We start from the raw sequence: 21,946 nt of genomic DNA on the forward strand, positions 1-21,946 counted from the left end.
CCCGGATATGGTTTGAACGGAGGAGGTGGGAATCGAACCCACCCAGGGGGCTCTTAACCCCCCACAACGGTTTTGAAGACCGCGAGGCACACCAGCAACCTATCTGCCTCCATATCCTTAACAGTCCTAATAACAGTTCCACTTAGGCTGTCATTATACTATCATGTATTAAATTGTGTGTCAATTTTCAGGTGGGAGTAATGGATACTCCCTGTTGGCGGCAGCGCCGCCGGACCGGCCGTGGGAAGGTGGGTGGGGGAAATTCATCATGTCATAACTCAGCCGGTATCCCGCCTTCCCTCAGGCCCTTATCCGATGTATCCGTTTTTCTTCAGCTCGGCAATTGCACGCTCCTGCGCAGCCTCCGCCGTAAGCACGATTGGGCCGGTACAGCCCATTCCGCTCTCTGCATAAATACCTGCTTTCCACAGCATTTTTACCGCATCCTCCAAATCCATTACTTCAATGCCCGGAATCTGGGCGGTGCAGATTACTTTTGGCGGCATTTTTATTTCCTCTGTAACAGCTTCTTTTTTATCGGCACCGTTCAGTTCTTTTAAAATTTCCTGAAGACCCGCCCGGTCCGCCGCGGCAAACTCTTCCGCGGCAATCCGCTTCCATCCATGATTCACCAGACTTGCAGCGAACTCCACCGCTCCGGCGGTAACCGGCGCACCGGATGCCCTGGAGACAATCAGAATCAGACGGCCGTATCCGGGACCGATTCCGGGACCGTATCCAAAGCCCAGGGACTCATAGCTTCCGCCCGTCGTATGGGCGGATAACATCTTCACCATCAGGTTTCCGGTGAGAGAATCCATAACCATGATATCCGGCGTTCCGCAGAGAAGATCATTGCCGCGCATCACTATGCCTCCGTCCGCCCGCGCCGAGTCCGCAAACCGGATGCCGTATCCTCCCTCCGTCAGCTTGAGAAGGGCGCGCTCCGCCTGTCTGGCTCCGTCAATATTGGCAATTCCAACCGTTGGACTCTCGATTCCATCCGCCTTTGCCGCAATGATCCCATAAACCGCATTCTTAACCATGCCGCAGACGCGGTCTGTGTCCGAGATGCCGGTCGTGGCTGCCAGGTACATGGATTTTCCCTTCCCGGGAGTCACTGCCTTGCCCACAGTGGCAACTCCTACCGGGAAGGGATAGTGCATCGTCACCGCTCCGTCTATTTCCCCGGCATCCAGCATTTCTTCCATTTTCCTGTGGACATCGCCGCCTTCAATCAGAATTGCCTTATTTCCGGCCCTTTCAATGAGACGCATCGCCTCATCTGCCGTTTGCCTGCCATGCTCACTGCCTTCCGGAGCAAAGCCAATCACCGGCTTTTTGCCGTACCGCCCCGTCTCCAGAGCATCCGCCCCCTCTGTCTTTGACGCTCCGTCATTGGCCTGAACCACAAACGAAACACCGTCGAAGAGGTTTGTCATTCTGCCCAGGAAAAGGCTACCTTTTCCGATAATCATGGCGCGGTTTAACTCTTTTCCAAGCATTGCCTCACGCATGACCCCCAGATACGGTATCCCCGACGGAATATGCCCCTGGGTCGGCGCCCAGCCGGTCATTCCGTGTTCTTTTACAAATGCGGCGATCCCGCTCCGTTCCAGCTCACCCTTTTTAACCCCCAGCGCGGCAATCATTTTATAATTGGACTCCGGCACATCCCCGGCGCCGGCCGGTTTTGTGATATCGGGGTTTTGCATCTCGGGTGCATATTTATCAACATCCAGAATACCCAGTCCCGCTTTCTCAAGCGGCGCCGTCACAAGGGACGATATGACATTCTGCGGTGCAGAACCTGTTCCGATGGTATGATACCCCACAATATCCGTGCGAAGCTGCGGATTAACACCGTCATCGGCGCTAATCAGGGCTGAAAATCCGGCAACGGCGTCCTCCAGAACAGGAAGGCCTTTTTTCACATGATCCTTCGCATTCATTCCAAGCTTCGCCGTACAGCCTCCCGCCGTCACAACCACGTTTTTAAATGTGCCTGCCTGCACCAGCGCCGCTGCATGGATGAGTGCATGGACAGGCCCTGCGCAGAAGCCCCTGACGTCGCTTCCCGTGGCATTGACAAAACCGGCAATTTCCGCCGCTGCTTTTGCAAAGTTTCCGCCGCCCCGCTGATTCATATCGCCGCACGCCTCCTCGCAGCAGTCAATGACGTAATCGACTGAATCAGGGGCAACCCCTGCCTTGTGAACCAGCTCCAGAAGAGAAAGGACATTCGACGCTTTTGTCACAAGATTTTCCAGCATCACATGGGCGGACAGGTTCGCGTCCACGTCATGTGCCCGTTTCACGGCGCCCACAAGCTCATGCTTGTGGTACAGCCCCTCTGCATGCTCTTTTTCCACCAGCTCTGTGATGAAATCAAATGTGTTTTCATTTTTATCTAAAACCGCCAGTTGTTCCTCAGTGAATAAGCACTGTTGTTCAAGCTTTCCCTTCACTCCGGCAGCAAATTCTCTCTCTAATACCACCAGTTCAAACACATCACAGATCTGGATTACTCCGTAGAATTCATCCTGCGGCATAATCTGGCCGTATCTGCCGTCACGTGCCGCACCAAGCCATTTTTTATCGTAGTATGGAAATTCCGTGGCAGCTAAATCAGACGGTTTCGCATTTCCGATGTACACCTGATTCGGTATGTAATTAACTGCATCCTCGAAGCTTCTCAAATGTCCCGGAAGTTCTTTTAAATATTCCGAATCCGGATTTACTACCCTCTCCGTTGTCTGTGTCGTCCCATTATGCAATACCATATCGGGCGTGATTGCCAGCGTATAGCTGGCGCCTTTTATAACCGGATATCCATTCATGCTTTTACTTTCACCTCGTTCGATTTGGTAGAAAGCTGTGAAGAATCCGGGAATTGATATCTGGCAAAAACGATATTTTTCTGATATTAATCCTCCGGATTCTTTGACAGCCACTCACGGATTACAGGTATTTACAATATTCCTCACGGATGGTGGTCATTTCCTTAGCGATGTCATCGACATCTAAAACCATCTCCATCATGCTGATCTGCTCATCATAAACACCGTCATCGACCTCTGACTTAACTCCATCTTCACAGATGTGATAAACACATAGTCCCAACTGGACTCCTGCCAACGGACCTGCAAATGTGGGATCACCTGCGGTTACGGTTTCGGCAGCAAGGCCTGCTGCTTCTCCCTCCGCCGCGCCGAGAACTACAACAATGTTCTCAGGACCATACTGGTCGGCATAATCCTTCACTCTTTTCTGATTTTCCAGATCCATGGCACCCGCGCTCGTTCAGACAAAGCATTCGGTAGATGAATATACTACGTCTGCGCCTGCCGTCTTCACGCATTCTGCTATGGCAGGGCCGGGAATTCCGTCGCGGTCGCCGATAATGACGACTTTTTTGTTTTTCAAAATTGCCATATGCGTACCTCCTTACAATTTTTTAACAGTTTCAAATCTAATCCTAATCTATAACAACGCCCTAAAAAGAGCGGCTGTTACCGTATAATCAAGTTTCCATCTGTATGCTGGCCTTGATCATGGCCTCGATGTTTTCCGGCGTTGCGTCGTCTTTTACACACTCCTGGATTTTTAATCCATCCCTATAAACGGCGATTACCGGAAGTCCCAGCACCTTCTGTCCAATCGCCAGCCTGCGGGCCTTTGTCGTGTTCAGAGCAGTGAACTTCATCTGCTTTCCATAGGTGTCCTCCATCGCATGAACATGCGGCATCAATGCCTGACAGGGCGCACAGCCGTCTCCGTAGAAGTCAACGAGAACAGGCCCTTCTGCTTTCAGCACTTCCTCCTCAAAATCGTCCTTAGTTAAGTCTACCATGGTATTACCTCCTCATATATTTTGCCTGTCAATAGACGTGGCCGTCCAATTCGGCAATGTATTTTTCCGCCTGCATGGCGGCGACTGCGCCGTCTGCGGCAGCGGTCACTACCTGACGAAAGCTCTTTACGCGGACATCCCCGGCAGCATAGACACCGGCAATATTGGTATGCATATCGTCGTCCGTTCTGATATATCCTCTTTCCATATCGAGAAGCCCTTCAAACAATTCACTTCTCGGGACATTTCCGATGAAACCGAACAAACCGATCATTCCATCGTCCGGATCTGCATCCACTCTCGTGAGTTCATCTGTCTTTACATTTCTGACCGTCATGCCGGATAGGATTCCATCTCCATGAAGTTCCTCCACCACACTATCCCACATGAAATTCATCTTTGGATTCCGGAATGCCTTCTCCTGGATGGATTTCGCCGCGCGAAGCTCATTCCTGCGGTGTATTACGGTAACCTTTCTGGCAAATTTCGTGAGGTAGATGGCCTCCTCCACCGCGGAGTCGCCGCCGCCTACGACAAACACCTCTAAATCTTCAAAGAAATTGGCGTCGCAGGTTGCGCAGAAGGAAACTCCCTTTCCAACAAACTCACCTTCCCGCCTGCATCCAATCGGTCTGGCATAAGCTCCGGTGGCAATAATCAGGGCGCGGCACCGGTACGTGTCTTTTGTACCGTGCAGCATTTTAACAGGTCCGTCAAGTTCCACACTGGAAATTGTATCGCTTGCACGCTCGGCGCCGAACCTGGCCGCCTGCCTTGTCATACGGTCGATTAGGGATGGGCCGCTTTCGCCCTCTACTATCTGGCCCGGATAATTTTCAATCTCATCTGTTATAGCAATCTGACCGCCGTCCCTGGCTTTTTCAATAATCAGTGTGGACAGGCGGTATCTGCCGGAATAAAGCCCTGCCGCAAGTCCGCCGGGACCCGCGCCAAGTATGATTACATCAAAAATTTTGTCCATCTGTCATGCTCCTCTTACTTCTTCCATTCAAATACGGTCTGCTCCGTCACAGGGATCTGCAGGGCCTCAAGCGCCTTTTCGACAATCTGTCTGCGGATCTCCTTCTCCTCCTCGTGAGTCAGGGCCGGATTACCGAGAGGATGAGGAATTGCGACGGCAGGGACAATTCTGTTCGCGCCAACCGTCAGTGAGATCGGCACGACCGTGGCAATATGAACTACCGGGATACCATAAGCTTCAATCGCTTTAACCATCGTTGCACCGCAACGAGTACAGGTCCCTCAGGTGGAGGTCAGGATCACGGCATCTACATGGTCGTCAACCAGCTTCTGTCCGATTTCCTTCGCATATTTCGTCGCGTTGGCCACACTCGTTCCATTGCCGACCGTCGTATAGAAATATTTGTGAAGGCTCCCGATTTTTCCTTCCTTTAAAAATTCACGGACAATATCTACCGGCAGGACGCGGTCCGCATCCCGGTTCGCATAGGACGGATCATAGCCGCCATGGGCCGTCTCATAGGTCTCTTCCGTCAGGTCCGTTACCTCCTCGATATCGTACATGCCGTATTTGGAGGCGCTGGAGGATTCGATATGGTCCGGGTTCCCCTTCGGCACGATACCGCCGGATGTGACCAGGGCGATTCTTGCATTAACCATATTCTTTATTGCCGGCCCCGGCTCTACCCGGTCAAAGCTCGGCATCGGATATTCCGTCACGTATTCTTTTCCGTTTAATTTGTTTACCAGCATATCGACTGCCCGGCCTGCGCCTGTCTTTTCCTCAAAGAAGTTGACACGGATGCCATTAGGCATATACCCCTCTTCTTTCGACGAACCGACAGCTTCTTTTTTTACCAGCTTAAGCGCTAAGGGAGCCATCACCTTTACGGCCCCGCGCATTCCTGCCGCGCTGTTTTTGGTCTCGCAGATGTAGACTTTTGTTTTAAACATATCCGCGCCCGGATTCTCTTTATACATCCCTGTCACCACAGGGATTCCCATCTGTTCTTTTACTGCCGCCGCGACTGTGCCGCATGCCACGCCATAGCGTCCCGCATTAAACGCCGGACCGCAGATCACACCATCCGGATTTTTTTCCCTGATCATGCCTAAAATAGTTTCTGTCGCAGTATCCACATTTTCATTAAAATAGGAGTCACCGCAGATTATGGTAGCCACAATCTCCGCCTCATCGCCAAAGGCCTGGGCAAAGGCCAGACCCGGCCCCACCTTACCGTCTCTCATCTCAGGCGGATAATCCGCTTTTTCTTCGCCTCCGATGTTTGCGAAGAACTGATTTATATAATGTACAAACTTTAATTTTGCCATTTTTATTCATTCCTTTCAATCATTCCGGTTTGAAAGCGCATCGCGCTGTTTTATGATTACCGGGCGCTCAAACGGTTGAAACCCATCTCGTTGGTCGCTCCTGTAATCACCTGAAGCTCTGCTTCAATGGAGCCGTCTGCTTTCAGGCTGCCGTCAAATCCCCCGGCAATAATATCCGCCACTTCCGGATAGCCAATCACCTTGTCCATCGGCGGGAGCGTAATAAGCATATTGGCATTGCCTCCGGTTACCACGGCATCCGCCGCCGCATCCGCGTCCGCCAGAGACTGGGATGCCCCGTCGCGGCCGGCATATTCATCGGTAATGATAACGGTCCTGATGCCTTTCGCCTCGATCTTTTTGCAGTTCATGATGAGGTCGGTGTCCGGGTTTCCGAAACCTTCCTGAGAAACAATGGCCCCATCCACGCCCAGCCACTCGCATAATTTTGCCGTGGCATCCGAAGAGCGCATCTTATCGGCCAGATATACATTCTCATTCGTGATAATCACACCCACAAAATTAAGCGTCTTTCCGTGTTCCTCGAATAAATGCTTGATAACCGGATTATTCAGGTGGTGATATGTGGTGTTCTTATCGCAGGCAGACACGCAGTTGCCGCTTAATATCGCGCCGTCCATCGTCTCTGTCGGGCAGAGGATAGTCGGAAGGGACTGTTTCATGTCCACACCGTACACATAGGTGTCGTGCATGAGCCCCTGGCTCTGTAGCATCAGCACATAAGCCACCCGCGGAAGTTCGGGATACAGCCTGATCCCCTCCTTTACGGACGGTGTCTCATACGTCTCCACTGTTTCAGCCGTAATATTTTTTGCCAGCTTTCCTATGTAATCAGCCGTTTTTAATCCTGCCATGCGCACCGCTTTTTCGTGGGCATGCTTTTCGATCCCTTCGATCGGCTCACAGACAACCACCAGATTATGAAGCTGTGAAAACGGAGTATACTGCGCCCCCGTCCCGGTCATGTCGATAATCCCCTCCTGGAACCCTACAATCTTACCGGCTGTTACAACGCCGCAGCCACGCAGCACATTGGTCCTGCCGCTCCCCACTGTCGCTACTTTGGAAATAACCCCCGGGAATAATTCTCCGTCCCCGCTTGTTTTTACCCTCGGTTCAATCACATCCTTGACCGGCATGATACGGATACTGTCACCCGGATGTGCAACTTCCAGCTCCACCGACTCTAAGCTGCCGTCTTCCAGCAGAAGCGCCGTCAGTTCCTCTTTATTCACAGTAACTGTGCCGCCCTCTACCTTGGATTCGGATCCGAACCGGATATCCCTGATTGGAATAATTCCTAATTCAAGCTTCATCTTTCCGCTCCTCCTTCTTTCTCCCAAAGCCGTATATTCACTTCCTTACAGCTCATAAAAGAATTATTACTGATTCATTTTATATATAAGCAATTTGCATGCCAAAAAAACCATGGTCCTGCAAGCTCATAGAAATCATAACCTGTTACCGGTTTTATTTTCACAGTGGTGTGTAATTTTGACAATTATCTTTGAACTCTCCTGTCAATTGGCAAATAATTGGCAACAATGTCACAACTGTTTCCTGCCTTTCCTCACCGCTTTTACCCACCTCCATTCCGAATAAATTTCTTACAGAACCGGCCAGTACCGTACAATGGGCCGAATCTCCGCTTGACTTTGATACCGTGCCGCAGTTTATACTAATGACACAGGAGGTACAAAATGAAGGAAATGACTGTAAGCCAGGTATCCAGACGATATGGAATTCCTTCATCGCTTGAGAAAAAGAGATTTTGCGGCGGTTTATATGCCGCCCATATAATACCGTTTGGCAATTTTGACGAGTGGGATGCATTTCTCGAATGAATGATGAAACAGGAAAGATATGAATTGAATTTGCAGGCGGTTTGAAGGTTCAGAAGCATATGTGCGGACTCGCGGAATAAAACTTAAATTACTATAACCATATAGAACAGCCGAAACAGGATATCAAGCATCTGCAGTTGGATCTTCTAATGCCGATTAGTGAAAAGGGGAGGGCTGAAGGGATGGTGATTTAGGAACTGAGCTTGCAAAAATGATAATTAAAAGATGATTTGTGGGGAGATGAAATGTGACCGGGCTATAGATTGGGAGTGGAAACAAAGCAGCCTTACAATGAAATTTGAGAATTGGCATTAAACCGGCAATTTCATTGCAAGGCTGAACTTCTGAGGCATCGCTTTTGAAAAGCGATTGCCGCGTTATTAAATTTAAATCGTGGTCATATAAACGTTCTAAAAGGTACAGCTGACGGCGCTTTCTATCAGGGACTGATCAATATAGCGGAAATCCTTCTTCAAGTTCTCCTCCCAGTCAGGCAGTGGTTTCTCCGTGAGAAAAGCACTGCAGGTTATGATACTATTTTCCAACACCGTGATGAATTCCTGGAACTCCTCCATCTCCACCTTGCCGTCGGATATCATCACCGTCTTATATGGATTTTGGTTCGGTTTAATACTCCCCGCCATCGGATGTGTCTCCAGACGGCTTCCTCCGTGGATCGCATCCCTCGCCCTTATCAGGACATCCAGACAGCCGCCTCCCTCCAGATACTCCACCCTCAGTCCCTTTCCATATGCGCCATAGCGCTCTTTGACAAGCTCATTATTCGTGATAAGCGTATATAATCTGTGCAATGTCGTCCCCTCTTTCCTGTCAATATTTACCCCTGTTAACTCTCCTCTATCGTATCAGACTTCCCTCTTTACTTCCACCATAATTTTAAATTCCCCTGACAAGCCTCCCCGTCCCCCTCCTTGTCAACCCACCACCCCTGTGATATACTATGAGCACTTGGTGAGGTCCTTTCGAACCTAGTGCGAGTCATATCTGGACACTTAACGAGGTCTCTCACGAGTTTAGTGTACACGATATACTATGAGCACTTAGTGAGGTCCTTTCGAACCTAGTGCGAGTCATATCTGGACACTTAACGAGGTCTCTCACGAGTTTAGCAAGGCCCTATCCGGCTAAAAGTAAGGAGGTTTACACATGGCAGATATATCATTGACATCTATGACAGCGCATCGTGGCTGAGCGGCCAAAATAGGCCCTGATGCCCTGGCACAAGTTTTGTGCCATTTACCGAAATTTAACGATCCGAATCTGCTGGTGGGCTTTCAGACCAGCGATGACGCCGCCGTTTACCGGCTGAGCGACGAACTGGCCCTAATCCAGACCGTTGATATATTCCCGCCGATTGTAGACGATCCCTATTCCTACGGCAAGACAGCCGCAGCCAACGCGCTCAGCGACGTGTATGCCATGGGTGGAAGGCCCAAACTCGCCATGAACATATTCTGCTTCCCGGAGACTCTTCCGAAATCCGCGGTGCAGGCTATTTTACAAGGCGGTTATGAAAAAGTACAGGAAGCGGATGCCATTATCTGCGGCGGGCATACCATTCAGGATCCCGTCCCCAAATATGGCCTCAGCGTGACCGGTTTCGTCCATCCGGAACGCGTGCTTCGGAACAATACCATACAGAGGGGAGATATTCTGATTCTCACTAAAGCGCTGGGAACCGGAATCCTAACGACCGCATGGAAAGGAAACCTTTTAACAGTTCCGCAGCAGACGGAGCTTCTCACCTCCATGGAAATGTTAAACCGGTACGCCGCGGAAACCTTAGAGTGTTTCGCCGATATCCATGCCTGCACGGATGTCACAGGCTTTGGCCTATTAGGACATGCCTATGAAATGGCGTCCGGCAGCAATTTGAGTATCGCGATTGACTCCGTGGCTCTTCCGTCCCTGAACGGAGCCGTCGATGCGGCCGCCATGGGTCTGATTCCCGCAGGCGCTTATAAGAACAGGGAGTACTTGAATCAACTTGTAAATATACATCCTTCTGTTCCCGAATCATTGTCCGATTTAATGTTCGATCCCCAGACTTCCGGCGGTCTGCTGATCTCGGTTCCGGAAAAAACCGGCCGCGAACTTATAAAACGGCTGAACGAAAATTGTCCGGCAGCAAGGATAATAGGACGGGTGGAGGCATTTGATAAGTATCCGCTGACAGTTTTATAAAAGGATTTCCAATCCGTAAAGCGAAGCAAGGCAGCCGTAACATTGCAACAGCAATAGACCTGCTGCCTGCGCTGTCACCGGTAGGCGCGGCACGTTCCGGCAGATAACCGACCGGTGCAAAAAAGAGGATTTCTTACAATACAACCTGTAAAGAAATCCTCTTTTTTATTCATATATATTATGTCTTCAATTTTGCAGTTTACATCAGTTTCTGTTAATCTTCCCAGTAATCAGGTTCGATCGGCTCACGCGCCAGTGACTTTCCGTCATCGCTCTGCTCATCCACCTGAATAATCTGTCCGGAAGAGTTCGTCTTGTACTTTGTGCCGCTGGAATCCTTAACCGTCGTGGATTTAACAATTTTACCCGATGTGCTTACGAGGTAAACTTTGTTGTCAATCTTGATCGCCTCGTACTTGGTTCCGCTCTCCGCCTTCTGAAGTTTGCCCATGTAGAACAGGTAGTTCTCCTTGACACCTGAGTAACCGCGGCCTGCTTTGGTTCCGGATTCGGTGAAGTAGAACTCGCTTCGTGTTCCGTCGCCTTCCTCCACGGTTCCTTTCCCTTTCACAACAGAGCTTGTGGCCTTGTTGCCGAAGTAGTAGCATGCATATTCATCCGTGCTGCCCACTCTCAGACGTCTCAGTCCGTAGACCGGGTTGCCCTTCTCATTAAAGAGATAAGTAATGCCGTTAATTCTCACCAGATCACTTGTGGATGCCTCCTCGGCGGACGGTCCCACCTTCGGTGTGCCGTTGCTGGAGAAATAGTACCATTCCACCTCATTCCCCAGATCCATATTCAGATCGGAATCTTCCGGAGGCGTTGTGGAATACCAGCCGGTCTGTACCTTTCCGTTGTCCTGGAAATAACGGTAGTTTTCAAAGCTGTCGTCAGACTTGTCACCCATGTTCACCCAGCCGGTCTGCATTGCTCCCGTCTCGCTGAAACAGTAGTAAACTCCGTCAATCTTATATAACTTATAGTCTCCGCCGCTGATATTCGGCACATATTTCTTACCGGAGCTCTGGAAGTAATACCAGTGCTTGTCCTCATCATCACCAAACGGCACCGTCTTGTCATCAAATGAATCATCATCGTCCGGATCTTCCAGATACTGCCATCCGGTGCGCATCGCCCCATCGGAACCGGTATAATAGGTATCGTCATCCACCCAGCCGGTCTGCATCGCTCCGTCGCTGTCAAAATAATAATATTTATTATCTATCTTGGACCAGCCGTCCGTCACTACCTTGCCGCTGTTTGCAAAATAATACCAGACAATCGTATTCTCCTCATCCCAGCCCGGATTCTTCTTCTGAAGCTTAATCCACTTATTCGTTGTCATGATACCATTGCTGTCCACATAATACTCATCATCAACCCAGGAATTCACTGCCATTACTCCCTGAGAATTCAGGTAACGCCAAAGACCGTCGGCACCCTTCTTCCACTCATTTGTAACCTTATAATTATTAGAATCGTAATAAACCCAATCAGATCCCGACTGCTGCCAGCCTTCCGCATATGCAGTCAGAGACGCTGTTCCCAATGCAAGCATCATGGAGAGGGCAAAGACCGTGATTCCTCTCTTCCTCATATAAATTCCTCCCGTTGTATACAGTACTCTACAATACATTCTATCAGGGGAGGGGGAAATGTTCAAGCAGAATTATCTTTCAATTTGATTACAATTTGAGAAAGGAGGACGCGGCCGTAAGGCGCGGGGATGGGATGGCGGCTTCTCCTTTTGCCAATTATGTTTGACACCTCCACCTCCACCAGATATAATTATCTGAGGAAACATGAATACTATGGTATCTGCCAATTGAAAGGATAAATAAAACTATGTGGATTGCCGACGGCTGGAATGATTATGAAGTAATAGACTGTTCCAAAGGAGAGAAGCTGGAGCGTTGGGGGAAGTATCTGCTTGTCCGCCCCGATCCCCAGGTAATCTGGGACACCCCGAAGGAACATAAAGGATGGAAAAAGATGAACGGCCATTATCACAGAAGCGCCAAGGGCGGCGGAGAATGGGAATTCTTTGATCTGCCGGAGCAGTGGACGATTGGTTATAAGGGACTCACTTTTAACCTGAAGCCGTTCAGTTTTAAACATACCGGGCTTTTCCCGGAGCAGGCTGCGAACTGGGACTGGTTTGGGAATAAGATTCGGGAGGCCGGACGGCCTGTGAAGGTTTTGAACCTCTTTGCCTATACCGGAGGGGCAACTCTGGCCGCCGCTAAGGCGGGCGCCAGCGTGACCCATGTGGACGCCTCAAAGGGCATGGTGAACTGGGCCAAAGAAAATGCCCGTTCTTCCGGGCTGGCGGAAGCTCCTATCCGCTGGATTGTGGATGACTGTGTGAAGTTCGTGGAGAGAGAAATCCGCCGCGGCAACCGCTATGACGGAATTATCATGGATCCTCCGTCCTACGGAAGGGGACCCAAAGGTGAGATCTGGAAGATCGAAGAAGCGATTCACCCCTTTGTCAAACTGTGTGCACAGCTTTTGTCGGAGGAACCGCTTTTCTACCTTATAAATTCTTATACAACCGGACTGGCTCCTTCCGTGCTGACCTACATGCTCTCCACGGAATTGCCGCCAAAATATAAAGGGATTGTCCGCTCCGATGAGCTTGGACTCCCCGTAACAAAAAGCGGGTTGATTCTCCCCTGCGGCGCTTCCGGCCGATGGGAATCCTCCCCCCGCTAAATATCCGTATTAACGGCCGCCGCTCAGCAGTTTCCAGAGTGGCGGCATTTTTCTTTTCAAAAATTCCGAAGTTCCCCATGCGAGCAGCACCGCAGCCACAAGAACGGCCAGATACATCAGAAACGCCATAGCCGCCGTATGAGGCAGGACAAATGAGGCCGCCTTGTTAAGCGTCCTGACCACAAGGAAATGGAACGCGTATAAGAAGAAACTCTCTTTCATCCAGGGCGCAGGGGACGGCAGTCTGCCCGACGGCAGTGCAATCCAAATCGTCACAGGCGCCAGCAGGCCGTAAAGGACGGCGGTCAGAAAATTTGCATCATGGTGCGTCGTCCAAAACATCCAGATGCAGAGCAGTACGCCCGCTATGGCCGCGCCTTCCTTCAAAATCCACGACACCGCTCCGCTGCCGTCCCTTTTTTCAACAAATCTGCCGCCGTGGAGCGCCATATAGGCCCCCGAGGAAAAGTACAGAAGTGCATCCAGGTTCAGCACAGGAATGACGGTAGCCCGGCCGAGAAAATACAGCATGACCGCTATCGCAGCCGCCCCCGCCCACGCATTTACCATTACCGCATAGACAACCGGGGCCAGGGCTATCAAAAGAATTAACTGCTGCATATACCACAGCACCGGATTATATGTATAATTAATGATGGCATCCGCCAGGTTTTCTAGGGAGAACGTCACCGTTCCTTTCCCCGCCACTGCGGACAGGACCGGTATCCTCGACACGATCAGAAAGAGCAGATAGTAGAGGGCATTCCATACGATATACGGTATTAATACACTCCTGACCCTGCGTGTCATTTTGCCCGGAATCTCCTTCCACGAGATACCTCTGTAAAACAGATAAGCCGATATGATAAAAAAGCCCGGCACGGCAATCGATGGCACAGCAAGAGAAACCAGACTCTGCGCCAGCTTAAGGCCCTCTGCAAACAGTCCGGTTTCTTCCGCTTCTATAAACAAGTCCGCATTATAGCTGTGAATCATCACAACCAGGCAGCTCAGGATAAAAGTCATCCAGGTAATCTTATTTCTGAATTCCGCCTCCGTAAGTCGCTTCATAGATTCGTTCTTTCACCATTTCATGATTAATTATCAGAGAAATTTAAGGCTGCCGAAACATCCAGCATTCCTCCGGTTGCCGTTTTTCCGGACAGGCTCTCCAGCCTGTGCACCGAGTTCAATATTCTTCCCTTGATTTCCGTCAGGGACAGGCCGGGATCATAGGAATACAGCATGGCCGCTGCTCCCGTCACCATCGGCGCCGCCATGGAGGTGCCGCTCATATAGCTGTATTTATTGCCGGTAACCGTACTTAATATGTAACTGCCCGGCGCCGCCAGATCCACACTCTTCACGCCAAAGTTGGAGGCCGGGTCTATCTTGCCGTCAAACCGTAAATTGGCCACCGAAATAATATTGTCGAGATCAAAGCTGGCCGGATAGACCGGCAGACTGTCTATGTTATACCCGTTGCCCGAACTGTCGCCATTTCCCGCCGCGACAACAAAGAGCATGCCGGAATTTTTCATCGTCTGGTACAATTCTTCGCTGTACTTGTTCGTGCCGAAGCTCAGATTGCAAATCACCGCTCCATTATCCTGGGCGTAACGGATCGCCTTGGCGACATTGTCAGCCGTTCCGACTCCGGAAGGCGTTCCAAGCGCCTTGATGCTCATCACTTTCACATACGCCGGATCGCAGATGCCAATCGTTCCCACCCCGTTTCTCGCCGCGGCAATGGTGCCCGCGGAATGAGTGCCGTGATCGTCGTCCGAACCTGTAAAGACCTGATTGTTGTTGGAATAAAAATTCCATCCGTAAACATCGTCGATATATCCGTTGCCGTCATTATCGATTCCATCACCCGGGATTTCATCCTCGTTAATCCAGATGGAACCCGCCAGATCCTGATGGCTGTAATCAATTCCCGTGTCAATCACCGCAACGACCACCTGGCGTTTATCTCCTTTTGCGTCGTATTTCTTCCAGGCAGGTATGATATTAATATCAATTCCCGCCAGAGCCAGCGTTGTTCCATCGCTCTCCCTTGCGGGCCCCGGCCGGTTTTCTCCGGTGTTCCGGTTCCCCAGCCATCCCTGAAAAACATTGTCCAGGGGCATCTTCGTGCTGGGCACCAGCTTAAATACACCGCTGTTAAGTAATGCCCACTGATAATCCCCGTAGGTGTCGGAATACGGCAGCGACTGGTAGCCGGGCCCTAAGGAGAATACGCTCATCCCCGTCCCCTCCGCAGAGCCAAACGCCTCCGCACCGTACCGGCCGGCGGCAAAATTACCCTCTGCCTCCACAACCTGTACCGGCGCAGGCCCATCGGTTGCCACTCCTGCTGCGGTAAAACCGGTCAGCATCGGAACGGCCAGCGCCGCCGCCAATGCGGCAGTCCATATTCTGTTTTCCAGTAACCGTTTTTGATTTTTTCTCATCGTCACTCCTGAAATTATAACTTAATGATATTACTTCTGAACTCTCTTTAAGCCGATAAATACAACCACGCTTCTCGGCGGCACGACAAACTGTTTCTGGTTTTTCAGCACCGGTTCTTCCCCATTTCCGTAAATGCCGTTATTCTCCCCGTCATCCGTATTAAAGGCCAGGTGCCACTTCATGCCCCGCGGCAGCTTGGGCAGGGAGAACTCATGGGGTTCCCAATGCATATTATAAGCCGTGTAAAAATAATCGTCGGGCGTTCCGTCAGCCTTCTGTCCGTATTCGCCGCAGTACATAATGCCTAACTGGCGGCGGAAGTTCTCAAACTCCGGACACCAGGTTTTCACACCGTGGTATGACACGTCGGGATGGCCGCAGACAAGGTAGTCCGTATTCTTCGGCTCCGTCTCCATGTGAAATACGGGATGCTCTTTCCTGAACGCAATGACATATTTGACAAATTCATAGATATCGCGGTTGCTTTCCAGAAGGTTCCAGTTGAGCCATGAGACCTCATTATCCTGGCAATAAGAATTATTGTTCCCGCCTTTTGTGCAGCCGAACTCATCTCCCGCCTGGATTAAAGGGGTTCCCTGGCTTAAAAACAGAAGCAGATACGCATTTCTGAGCTGTTTTCTGCGCATTTGTACAATCTTTTTTTTGCGGCTCGGTCCTTCCGCCCCGCAGTTCCAGGTAAAGTTATAATCGGTTCCGTCCCGGTTATCTTCCCCATTGGCCTCATTATGCTTTACCTCATAGGACACCATATCCATCATCGTAAAGCCGTTTGTATTCGCCATATAATTTATAACGCCGCAGCCGGGCGGATTCCTTCGGTTTCTGAATATCAGGTTATTCATCTGATCTTCATCTCCCTTCAGAACGCGGCGCATGTCCGTCAGAAAGCCATCGTTATACTCTCCCAGATGGCGTTCTCCGACGTTCTCCGCCAGCTCCCAGGACGTTGCGAGAAGCTTTGTCTCCGAGAGATAGGGATCGCATAAAAGCAGTCCCGCCGGTGCAAAACCGGAAAGATGGACCCCATCCACATGATAGCGCGAAACCCAGAAGCGAACCGCATCCAGAATCATGGACGGACTTTCTTTTCCGGTAAAATACAGCTCCACGATCACTTCCAGTCCGTTCTTATGAAGCTCCTTCACCAGACGGCAGAACTCGGCCGCCGGTGTTTTCCCGGCTCCTGACGTATAGGAAGACTTGGGCGCAAAATAGAATCCCTTTTCATATCCCCAGTAATTTAGTTTTCCTGTCGGCTCCGTGCTGCGGTAGGGATTTCCGTCCGACTGGTCCGGCATCATCACCTCGGAAAACTCGTACGGCGGAAATAATTCGACTGAAGTAATCCCCAGTCCCTTCATATATGGGATTTTTTCCGCGATCGCCTTAAATGTTCCACGGTCCTCCACACGGGAAGATGCATGCTTTGTAAAACCCCTGGGATGGATTCTGTAGATAACCGTCTCATTAAAAGGACGGTTCAGGGGCCTGTCGCCCTCCCAGTCGAAATCACCGGAGATAAACCGGCTTCTTAAGGGGCGGTTCACCGAGGTCAAATCCCCCCACTTCTCCCGGCCGCTGAATTCCCGTCCGTAAACGTCGGGGAATTCGCCCTCCTCCGTCTCAAGGCAGTATTCAAGATCTTTAAAGTCCTCCCCGCAAAGTTCCATGAACCATACATTGCCCACCCTCTCCTCGGTTGAAAACGGTATCGTCTCTGTCTTACTTCCGTCTCTGTAAATTACCAGGCTGCATTTATCACCGGAGGCCACGGTGCAGATGTGGACTCCCTTTTCCGTCTCCGTGATTCCCAGAGGGAAATTACCGTGGCCGTTTTGCACTTTTTCTATTTTGCCTGTCTTCACTCGCCCATCTCCAATCCGGCCGTGTAGGCCGAGGTTATTGTGCTTCTAAAATGTTTAACTTCCCCAAACTGCGCTTTTTAGCGGGGCTGGGAATCGTAAGCTTCTATCTGTTCCGCCAGATCGTTTAAATACATCCAGCGCTCCATCTTTTCTTCCAACTGTGATTCTTTTTCTTCTTTCTCCTGCATCAGGCTGTTCAGGCGGCTGTAATCTCTGGCCGCTTTGAGAATTTCCTCCTCCAGTCCGGCCACGGCCGCTTCCAGGGAGGCAATGTCATCCTCTATGGTCTCCCACTCCCGCTGTTCTTTATAGGAGAACTTCGGTTTCTTATCCCGCTGCTGTCCTTCCTTCCAGTTTTTGCGTCCGCCCGTCTGCGCATCCTGTCCGGCCTGTCCCGCTTTGCCTTCTGCTGCGGGGTTCTCTTCCCGGCTTCTCTCATCAAGAGCCGCCTGGTAATCCGTATAACCGCCTTCATACTGCTTCACAACGCCGTCTCTCTCGAAAGCAAAGATACGGCGCACCACCCTGTCCAGGAAATACCGGTCATGGGATACCGTTATCACAATCCCCTGGAAATGATCCAGATAGTCTTCAAGGATCGTCAGAGTCCTGATATCGAGATCATTGGTCGGCTCATCCAGAAGCAGGACATTGGGAGCATCCATCAGAATATGAAGCAGGTAAAGCCGCCTTCTCTCCCCACCCGAAAGTTTTCCAATCGGTGTGTACTGTACGCTTGACGGAAAGAGGAAACGTTCCAGCATCTGCGATGCGGACACGCTGCCTTCGGGCGTCTTCACATACTCTGCGACATTCTTTATATAATCGATCACCTTGAGGCTCTCGTCCATGTCTTCATTTTCCTGGGAAAAATACCCCATTTTAACGGTCTGTCCAATTACGGTTTCTCCCGAATCGGGCTGAACCCATCCCACGATCATTTTCATCAGGGTGGATTTGCCGCTTCCGTTCGGTCCGATGATTCCAATTCTGTCGTTCTTTAAAAAGATATAGTTAAAATCGCTTAAAAGAACCTTATCCCCATAGCTTTTGCTCAGATGGGAGATTTCCACGGTCGTTCTGCCGAGACGGCTGGACAGAGAGCTCATCTCCACGTCCCCGTCCTCCTCGGGACCCTTTCTTGCGCTCAGTTCTTCAAATCTCTGGATACGGCCCTTCTGCTTTGTCGATCTGGCCCTGGCGCCCCGCCTGATCCACTGAAGCTCCGTCCTCAGGATGGTCTGGCGTTTCCGTTCGGAAGCCTCTTCCATTGCCATGCGTTCCTCTTTCAGTTCGAGATATCCCGCGTAGTTTGCCTGATAGCTGTATAATTTGCCCTTGTCCAGCTCCACGATCCGGTTGGACACACTGTCCAGGAAATAACGGTCATGGGTAATCATAAGGAGCGCTCCCCTGAATTTCTTCAGATACTCTTCCAGCCAGTCCGCCATGCTGCTGTCCAAATGGTTCGTCGGCTCATCCAGCACCAGCAGATCCGCCGTGGACAGAAGGACGCTTGCGAGGGCCACCCTCTTTTTCTGTCCGCCGGACAGCGTGGAAATTACCGCTCCATACTCCGTAATTCCAAGCTGGGTCAGTATATTCTTGGCCTGGCCTTCCAGATCCCAGCTGTGCTCATGTCCCTCATTCTCCTTTATGACGCATTCGAGAACGGTAAGCTGCGGCTCAAACACTGGGTTTTGCGGCAGAAAACGGATATAGAGGTTCCTGCCTCTCACCACGGTGCCCTGGTCCGGCTCCTCCAGCCCTGCGGCAATCTTTAAAAGAGTAGACTTGCCCGTGCCGTTGATTCCGATCAGGCCGATCTTCTCCCCTTCATTGATGGAAAACGACGTGTCGTCAAACAAGAGCCGTTCTGTGTATGATTTTGTCAAATGCTCTATTGTAAGTATATTCATGGTATTCTGCTTCCTGGTTACTATTCACAGCGCTGTGCTGTGAATAGTAACGCCTCCTGAATTCTATAATCTGTTTTCCCGCACGCGGGCTTCTCCGCCTGTGCGGCCGTATCTTTTGTCCGTTATTTGATGATAAGCTCCACCGGACAATGATCCGATCCCATGATTTCCGTGTGGATCTTCGCACTCTCCAGCCTGTCCTCCAGGATCTTCGACACACAGAAATAATCGATGCGCCACCCTGCGTTCTTCTCTCTGGCCTTAAACCGGTAGGACCACCAGGAATAAACTCCCTCCTGATCCGGATAAAAATGTCTATAGGTATCAATAAAGCCCGACTCCAGAAGTTTGGTGAATTTACCCCTCTCTTCGTCCGTAAAACCGGCATTCTTCCTGTTGGTTTTCGGATTTTTCAGATCGATCTCCCTGTGGGCCACGTTCAGATCCCCGCAGAAAATCACCGGCTTTGTCTCTTCCAGTTTCTTGAGATAGGCAAGGAAATCATCCTCCCATTTCATCCGGTAGGGAAGTCTTGCCAGTCCGTCTTGTGAATTGGGTGTATAACAGGTGAGTACATAATATTCCGGAAATTCCGCCGTGATGACGCGCCCCTCGTGATCATGCTCGTCAATGCCCAGGCCATACGTCACGGACAGAGGTTCTTCCTTTGTAAAAAGCGCCGTGCCGGAGTAGCCCTTCTTGTCGGCATAACTCCAGTACTGATAATAACCGTCCAGTTCCAAATCGATCTGGCCGCCCTGAAGCTTACTCTCCTGAATGCAGAGCACATCGGCGTCCAGCTCTTTAAAAATATCTAAAAATCCTTTTCCCACGCAGGCGCGCAGGCCGTTTACGTTCCAGGAAATTAATTTCTTCATAATTGATCTCTCCTTGCTGTCAAACTGTGATAGATAATCCCCGCGGGATAGTGTGGATAGTGTCTGTAAATGGAACAATCTGTTTTCAGTATATCATTTTGTCAGAAAATATGGAAGGGGGAAAGTTGCCGGGCGCGGAGCGGACAATTCGCGAACTGTTACTGTTCACACCCCAGCTAAAAGCGGCTGTGCTGCGAACAATAACACGCTTCGCGATGCACAGAAACGGCAAAAAAACGCTGTTTCGCGCCGCAACCCTCGGGTTTTCTGTGACTTTCGCTATGCTCCACCCACAAAAAACACCTCGCGGAATACTGCCTGTGAACAGTAACCGCGGACTTTCATTGCCGCTCAAAAAAAGGAAGACCAGGCGGAGCCATACAGGCCCGCCTAATCTTTTCACAATCCGCTTTCAATTTCCGCTTTCAATTTAACTTACAAATCCACGCTGATTTTCTGTTTTTCGATTTTGTGGCGTTCCACATATCCGGTCAGGATCAGAGTCAGCGCTCCGTCTCCCGTCACGTTGCAGGCGGTGCCAAAGCTGTCCTGCAGAGCAAAAATTGTGAGCATCAGGGCCGTACCGGTTGCATCAAATCCCAGAACTCCCGTAATCAGTCCGAGGGAAGCCATAACAGTTCCTCCGGGAACACCGGGCGCGCCGACTGCAAAAACGCCCAGAAGTGCACAGAACAGCACCATCGTGGACAGTTCCGGCAGGGTGCCGTAAAGCACCTTGGATACGGTCATGACAAAGAACACTTCCGTAAGAACCGAACCGCACAGGTGAATATTGGCAAACAGCGGAATTCCGAAGTCCACCATGTCGTCCCTGAGAGTCGGTTCCGACTTTCTTGCGCATTCCAGCGCCACCGCCAATGTGGCGGCCGAAGACATCGTGCCGACTGCCGTGATGTAGGCCGGGCCGTAATTTTTCACGACTTTATACGGATTTCTTCCCGAATATGCGCCGCCCAGAGTATAGAGGAGCGCCATCCACAGGTAATGGCCAATCATTACAATGATAATGACTTTTACAAACACCGGGAACTGTTTTGTAATGGAGCCTTCATATGCAAGTGAGCAAAATGTAAATGCGATATAGACCGGCAGAATCGGGATGATAATCTTCTTAACAATATCCAGGACAATTTTCTGGAATTCATCAAGAACCTTTGTCACCGTTACTGCCCTGGTCCAGGTAGCTGCCAGACCGATCATGACGGAAAATACAAGAGCGCTCATAACTCCCATGACAGGAGGAATCGAGAGCTGGAACACCACCTCCGGAAGTTCTTTCAGTCCTTCCACTACGGGATTAATGGACAGGCCGGGAATCAGCGTATATCCGGCCGCCATGGCGAACAGGGCCGCTCCCAGTGATGAGGTGTAGGCCAGCACCAGGGCTATTCCCAGCATTCTGGACGCATTTTTCCCAAGTTTCGTGATTGATGGTGCAATAAAACCGATGATGATTAACGGAACGCAGAAAGAAATAATCTGCCCCATGATGTAATTCAGAGTCACAACGACATGCATGACTCCCTCATTTGCCACCAGTCCCACCAGGATACCGATGACAACGCCCAGCAGAAGTCTGACGGGCAGGCTTTTAAAAACTTTATTCATATTACCATCCTTTCCTTGCCGCCTCTCGCGGCAAAACTCCCCCTCAGCCGCCGTATTTTACGCCGCCTGATCTGAACATTGCCTTTTCATTATACCAATAATTATGTACATTGCAATTATTTTGTTTCAGTTTAGAGTATGGGTGTTTTTGCCAGCCCGATGTTAAATAGGGATTTAATTGAGGAATGAGAACGCCGCCGGGACGGTCGGGGTTCGGGATGGT

18 protein-coding genes and 1 tRNA gene are annotated in these 21,946 nt (G+C 50.6%); 3 read left to right on the top strand and 16 right to left on the bottom strand.

All coding sequences use genetic code 11. The features are described from left to right. Nucleotides 1-17: 17 nt before the first annotated feature. The 7 genes from QZT18_RS03725 to QZT18_RS03755 all read right to left on the bottom strand — a co-directional run bounded on the left by QZT18_RS03725 (nucleotide 18) and on the right by QZT18_RS03755 (nucleotide 7,503). Nucleotides 18-111: transfer RNA gene (locus tag QZT18_RS03725), tRNA-Sec, on the bottom strand. Between the two features lie 197 nt (nucleotides 112-308). Then, entirely contained in the window at nucleotides 309-2,840 is a 2,532-nt protein-coding gene (gene grdC, locus QZT18_RS03730; protein ID WP_294144654.1) for a glycine/sarcosine/betaine reductase complex component C subunit beta, read from the bottom strand. Between the two features lie 121 nt (nucleotides 2,841-2,961). Further along, nucleotides 2,962-3,435, bottom strand: a complete 474-nt coding sequence (grdA, locus tag QZT18_RS03735) for a glycine/sarcosine/betaine reductase complex selenoprotein A (protein ID WP_294144656.1) — start codon at nucleotides 3,433-3,435, stop codon at nucleotides 2,962-2,964. A gap of 88 nt (nucleotides 3,436-3,523) precedes the next feature. Next, nucleotides 3,524-3,853 carry a thioredoxin TrxA gene (locus tag QZT18_RS03740; protein WP_294144658.1) on the bottom strand — a complete coding sequence of 110 codons (330 nt, stop codon included), beginning with the start codon at nucleotides 3,851-3,853 and terminating at the stop codon, nucleotides 3,524-3,526. Nucleotides 3,854-3,881: 28 nt separating this feature from the next. Beyond that, a complete protein-coding gene (gene trxB / locus QZT18_RS03745; RefSeq protein WP_294144660.1) occupies nucleotides 3,882-4,835 on the bottom strand; it encodes a thioredoxin-disulfide reductase in 954 nt (317 codons plus the stop codon). Nucleotides 4,836-4,849: 14 nt separating this feature from the next. Continuing rightward, nucleotides 4,850-6,166: a glycine reductase complex selenoprotein B gene (gene grdB / locus QZT18_RS03750; RefSeq protein ID WP_294144662.1), complete on the bottom strand. Its 1,317-nt coding sequence runs from the start codon at nucleotides 6,164-6,166 to the stop codon at nucleotides 4,850-4,852. Nucleotides 6,167-6,222: 56 nt separating this feature from the next. Continuing rightward, a complete protein-coding gene (locus QZT18_RS03755; protein WP_294144664.1) occupies nucleotides 6,223-7,503 on the bottom strand; it encodes a glycine/sarcosine/betaine reductase component B subunit in 1,281 nt (426 codons plus the stop codon). 384 nt (nucleotides 7,504-7,887) lie between these two features. Here QZT18_RS03755 and QZT18_RS03760 point away from each other — a divergent pair, with 384 nt between their 5' ends. Further along, nucleotides 7,888-8,031, top strand: coding sequence for a hypothetical protein (locus QZT18_RS03760; protein ID WP_294144666.1), 144 nt, complete (start codon nucleotides 7,888-7,890; stop codon nucleotides 8,029-8,031). A gap of 410 nt (nucleotides 8,032-8,441) precedes the next feature. Here the strand turns inward: QZT18_RS03760 and QZT18_RS03765 are convergent, their stop codons facing one another. Continuing rightward, the gene (locus QZT18_RS03765) at nucleotides 8,442-8,843 is read right to left on the bottom strand and encodes a GrdX family protein (protein WP_294144668.1); all 402 of its coding nucleotides are present in this window, start codon (nucleotides 8,841-8,843) and stop codon (nucleotides 8,442-8,444) included. Between the two features lie 355 nt (nucleotides 8,844-9,198). On the opposite strand from QZT18_RS03765, the gene selD reads away from it, so the two are divergent. Beyond that, the gene (gene selD / locus QZT18_RS03770; RefSeq protein ID WP_294144670.1) at nucleotides 9,199-10,236 is read left to right on the top strand and encodes a selenide, water dikinase SelD; all 1,038 of its coding nucleotides are present in this window, start codon (nucleotides 9,199-9,201) and stop codon (nucleotides 10,234-10,236) included. A 214-nt stretch (nucleotides 10,237-10,450) separates the two neighbouring features. Here selD and QZT18_RS03775 read toward each other — a convergent pair whose 3' ends face one another. Next, a complete protein-coding gene (locus tag QZT18_RS03775; protein WP_294144673.1) occupies nucleotides 10,451-11,836 on the bottom strand; it encodes a cell wall-binding protein in 1,386 nt (461 codons plus the stop codon). A gap of 248 nt (nucleotides 11,837-12,084) precedes the next feature. Between QZT18_RS03775 and QZT18_RS03780 the strand changes: the two genes are divergently transcribed. Next, nucleotides 12,085-12,954, top strand: coding sequence for a class I SAM-dependent methyltransferase (locus QZT18_RS03780; protein ID WP_294144675.1), 870 nt, complete (start codon nucleotides 12,085-12,087; stop codon nucleotides 12,952-12,954). 9 nt (nucleotides 12,955-12,963) lie between these two features. Here QZT18_RS03780 and QZT18_RS03785 read toward each other — a convergent pair whose 3' ends face one another. From QZT18_RS03785 to QZT18_RS03815, 7 genes are all read right to left on the bottom strand, one after another. Next, complete coding sequence (locus QZT18_RS03785; RefSeq protein ID WP_294144678.1) at nucleotides 12,964-14,025, bottom strand: acyltransferase; 1,062 nt, start codon at nucleotides 14,023-14,025, stop codon at nucleotides 12,964-12,966. Between the two features lie 26 nt (nucleotides 14,026-14,051). Beyond that, the gene (locus QZT18_RS03790) at nucleotides 14,052-15,410 is read right to left on the bottom strand and encodes a S8 family peptidase (RefSeq protein ID WP_294144680.1); all 1,359 of its coding nucleotides are present in this window, start codon (nucleotides 15,408-15,410) and stop codon (nucleotides 14,052-14,054) included. 30 nt (nucleotides 15,411-15,440) lie between these two features. Continuing rightward, nucleotides 15,441-17,297 (bottom strand): alpha-amylase, encoded by a 1,857-nt coding sequence (locus tag QZT18_RS03795; protein WP_294144683.1) that lies wholly within the window; start codon nucleotides 17,295-17,297, stop codon nucleotides 15,441-15,443. A gap of 77 nt (nucleotides 17,298-17,374) precedes the next feature. Next, nucleotides 17,375-19,216, bottom strand: a complete 1,842-nt coding sequence (locus QZT18_RS03800) for an ABC-F family ATP-binding cassette domain-containing protein (protein WP_294144685.1) — start codon at nucleotides 19,214-19,216, stop codon at nucleotides 17,375-17,377. Between the two features lie 122 nt (nucleotides 19,217-19,338). Next, nucleotides 19,339-20,094, bottom strand: coding sequence for an exodeoxyribonuclease III (locus QZT18_RS03805; protein ID WP_294144687.1), 756 nt, complete (start codon nucleotides 20,092-20,094; stop codon nucleotides 19,339-19,341). 435 nt (nucleotides 20,095-20,529) lie between these two features. Beyond that, nucleotides 20,530-21,723 carry a dicarboxylate/amino acid:cation symporter gene (locus tag QZT18_RS03810; protein ID WP_294144689.1) on the bottom strand — a complete coding sequence of 398 codons (1,194 nt, stop codon included), beginning with the start codon at nucleotides 21,721-21,723 and terminating at the stop codon, nucleotides 20,530-20,532. Nucleotides 21,724-21,766: 43 nt separating this feature from the next. Then, nucleotides 21,767-21,946 (bottom strand): hypothetical protein (locus QZT18_RS03815; RefSeq protein ID WP_294144692.1); only part of this gene is annotated, 180 nt, incomplete at its 5' end.

This window comes from uncultured Clostridium sp. (assembly GCF_900547735.1).
In the GTDB taxonomy this organism is placed as follows: Bacteria; Bacillota; Clostridia; order Lachnospirales; family Lachnospiraceae; genus Otoolea.

Bases quoted from the DNA above. Each gene is read 5' to 3' on its own strand.
- QZT18_RS03775 (WP_294144673.1), bottom strand. From the start codon at position 11,836: ATGAGGAAGAGAGGAATCACGGTCTTTGCCCTCTCCATGATGCTTGCA.
- QZT18_RS03805 (WP_294144687.1), bottom strand. From the start codon at position 20,094: ATGAAGAAATTAATTTCCTGGAACGTAAACGGCCTGCGCGCCTGCGTG.
- trxB (WP_294144660.1), bottom strand. From the start codon at position 4,835: ATGGACAAAATTTTTGATGTAATCATACTTGGCGCGGGTCCCGGCGGA.
- grdC (WP_294144654.1), bottom strand. From the start codon at position 2,840: ATGAATGGATATCCGGTTATAAAAGGCGCCAGCTATACGCTGGCAATC.
- QZT18_RS03780 (WP_294144675.1), top strand. From the start codon at position 12,085: ATGTGGATTGCCGACGGCTGGAATGATTATGAAGTAATAGACTGTTCC.
- QZT18_RS03740 (WP_294144658.1), bottom strand. From the start codon at position 3,853: ATGGTAGACTTAACTAAGGACGATTTTGAGGAGGAAGTGCTGAAAGCA.
- QZT18_RS03810 (WP_294144689.1), bottom strand. From the start codon at position 21,723: ATGAATAAAGTTTTTAAAAGCCTGCCCGTCAGACTTCTGCTGGGCGTT.
- QZT18_RS03800 (WP_294144685.1), bottom strand. From the start codon at position 19,216: ATGAATATACTTACAATAGAGCATTTGACAAAATCATACACAGAACGG.
- QZT18_RS03790 (WP_294144680.1), bottom strand. From the start codon at position 15,410: ATGAGAAAAAATCAAAAACGGTTACTGGAAAACAGAATATGGACTGCC.
- QZT18_RS03785 (WP_294144678.1), bottom strand. From the start codon at position 14,025: ATGAAGCGACTTACGGAGGCGGAATTCAGAAATAAGATTACCTGGATG.
- QZT18_RS03760 (WP_294144666.1), top strand. From the start codon at position 7,888: ATGAAGGAAATGACTGTAAGCCAGGTATCCAGACGATATGGAATTCCT.
- QZT18_RS03755 (WP_294144664.1), bottom strand. From the start codon at position 7,503: ATGAAGCTTGAATTAGGAATTATTCCAATCAGGGATATCCGGTTCGGA.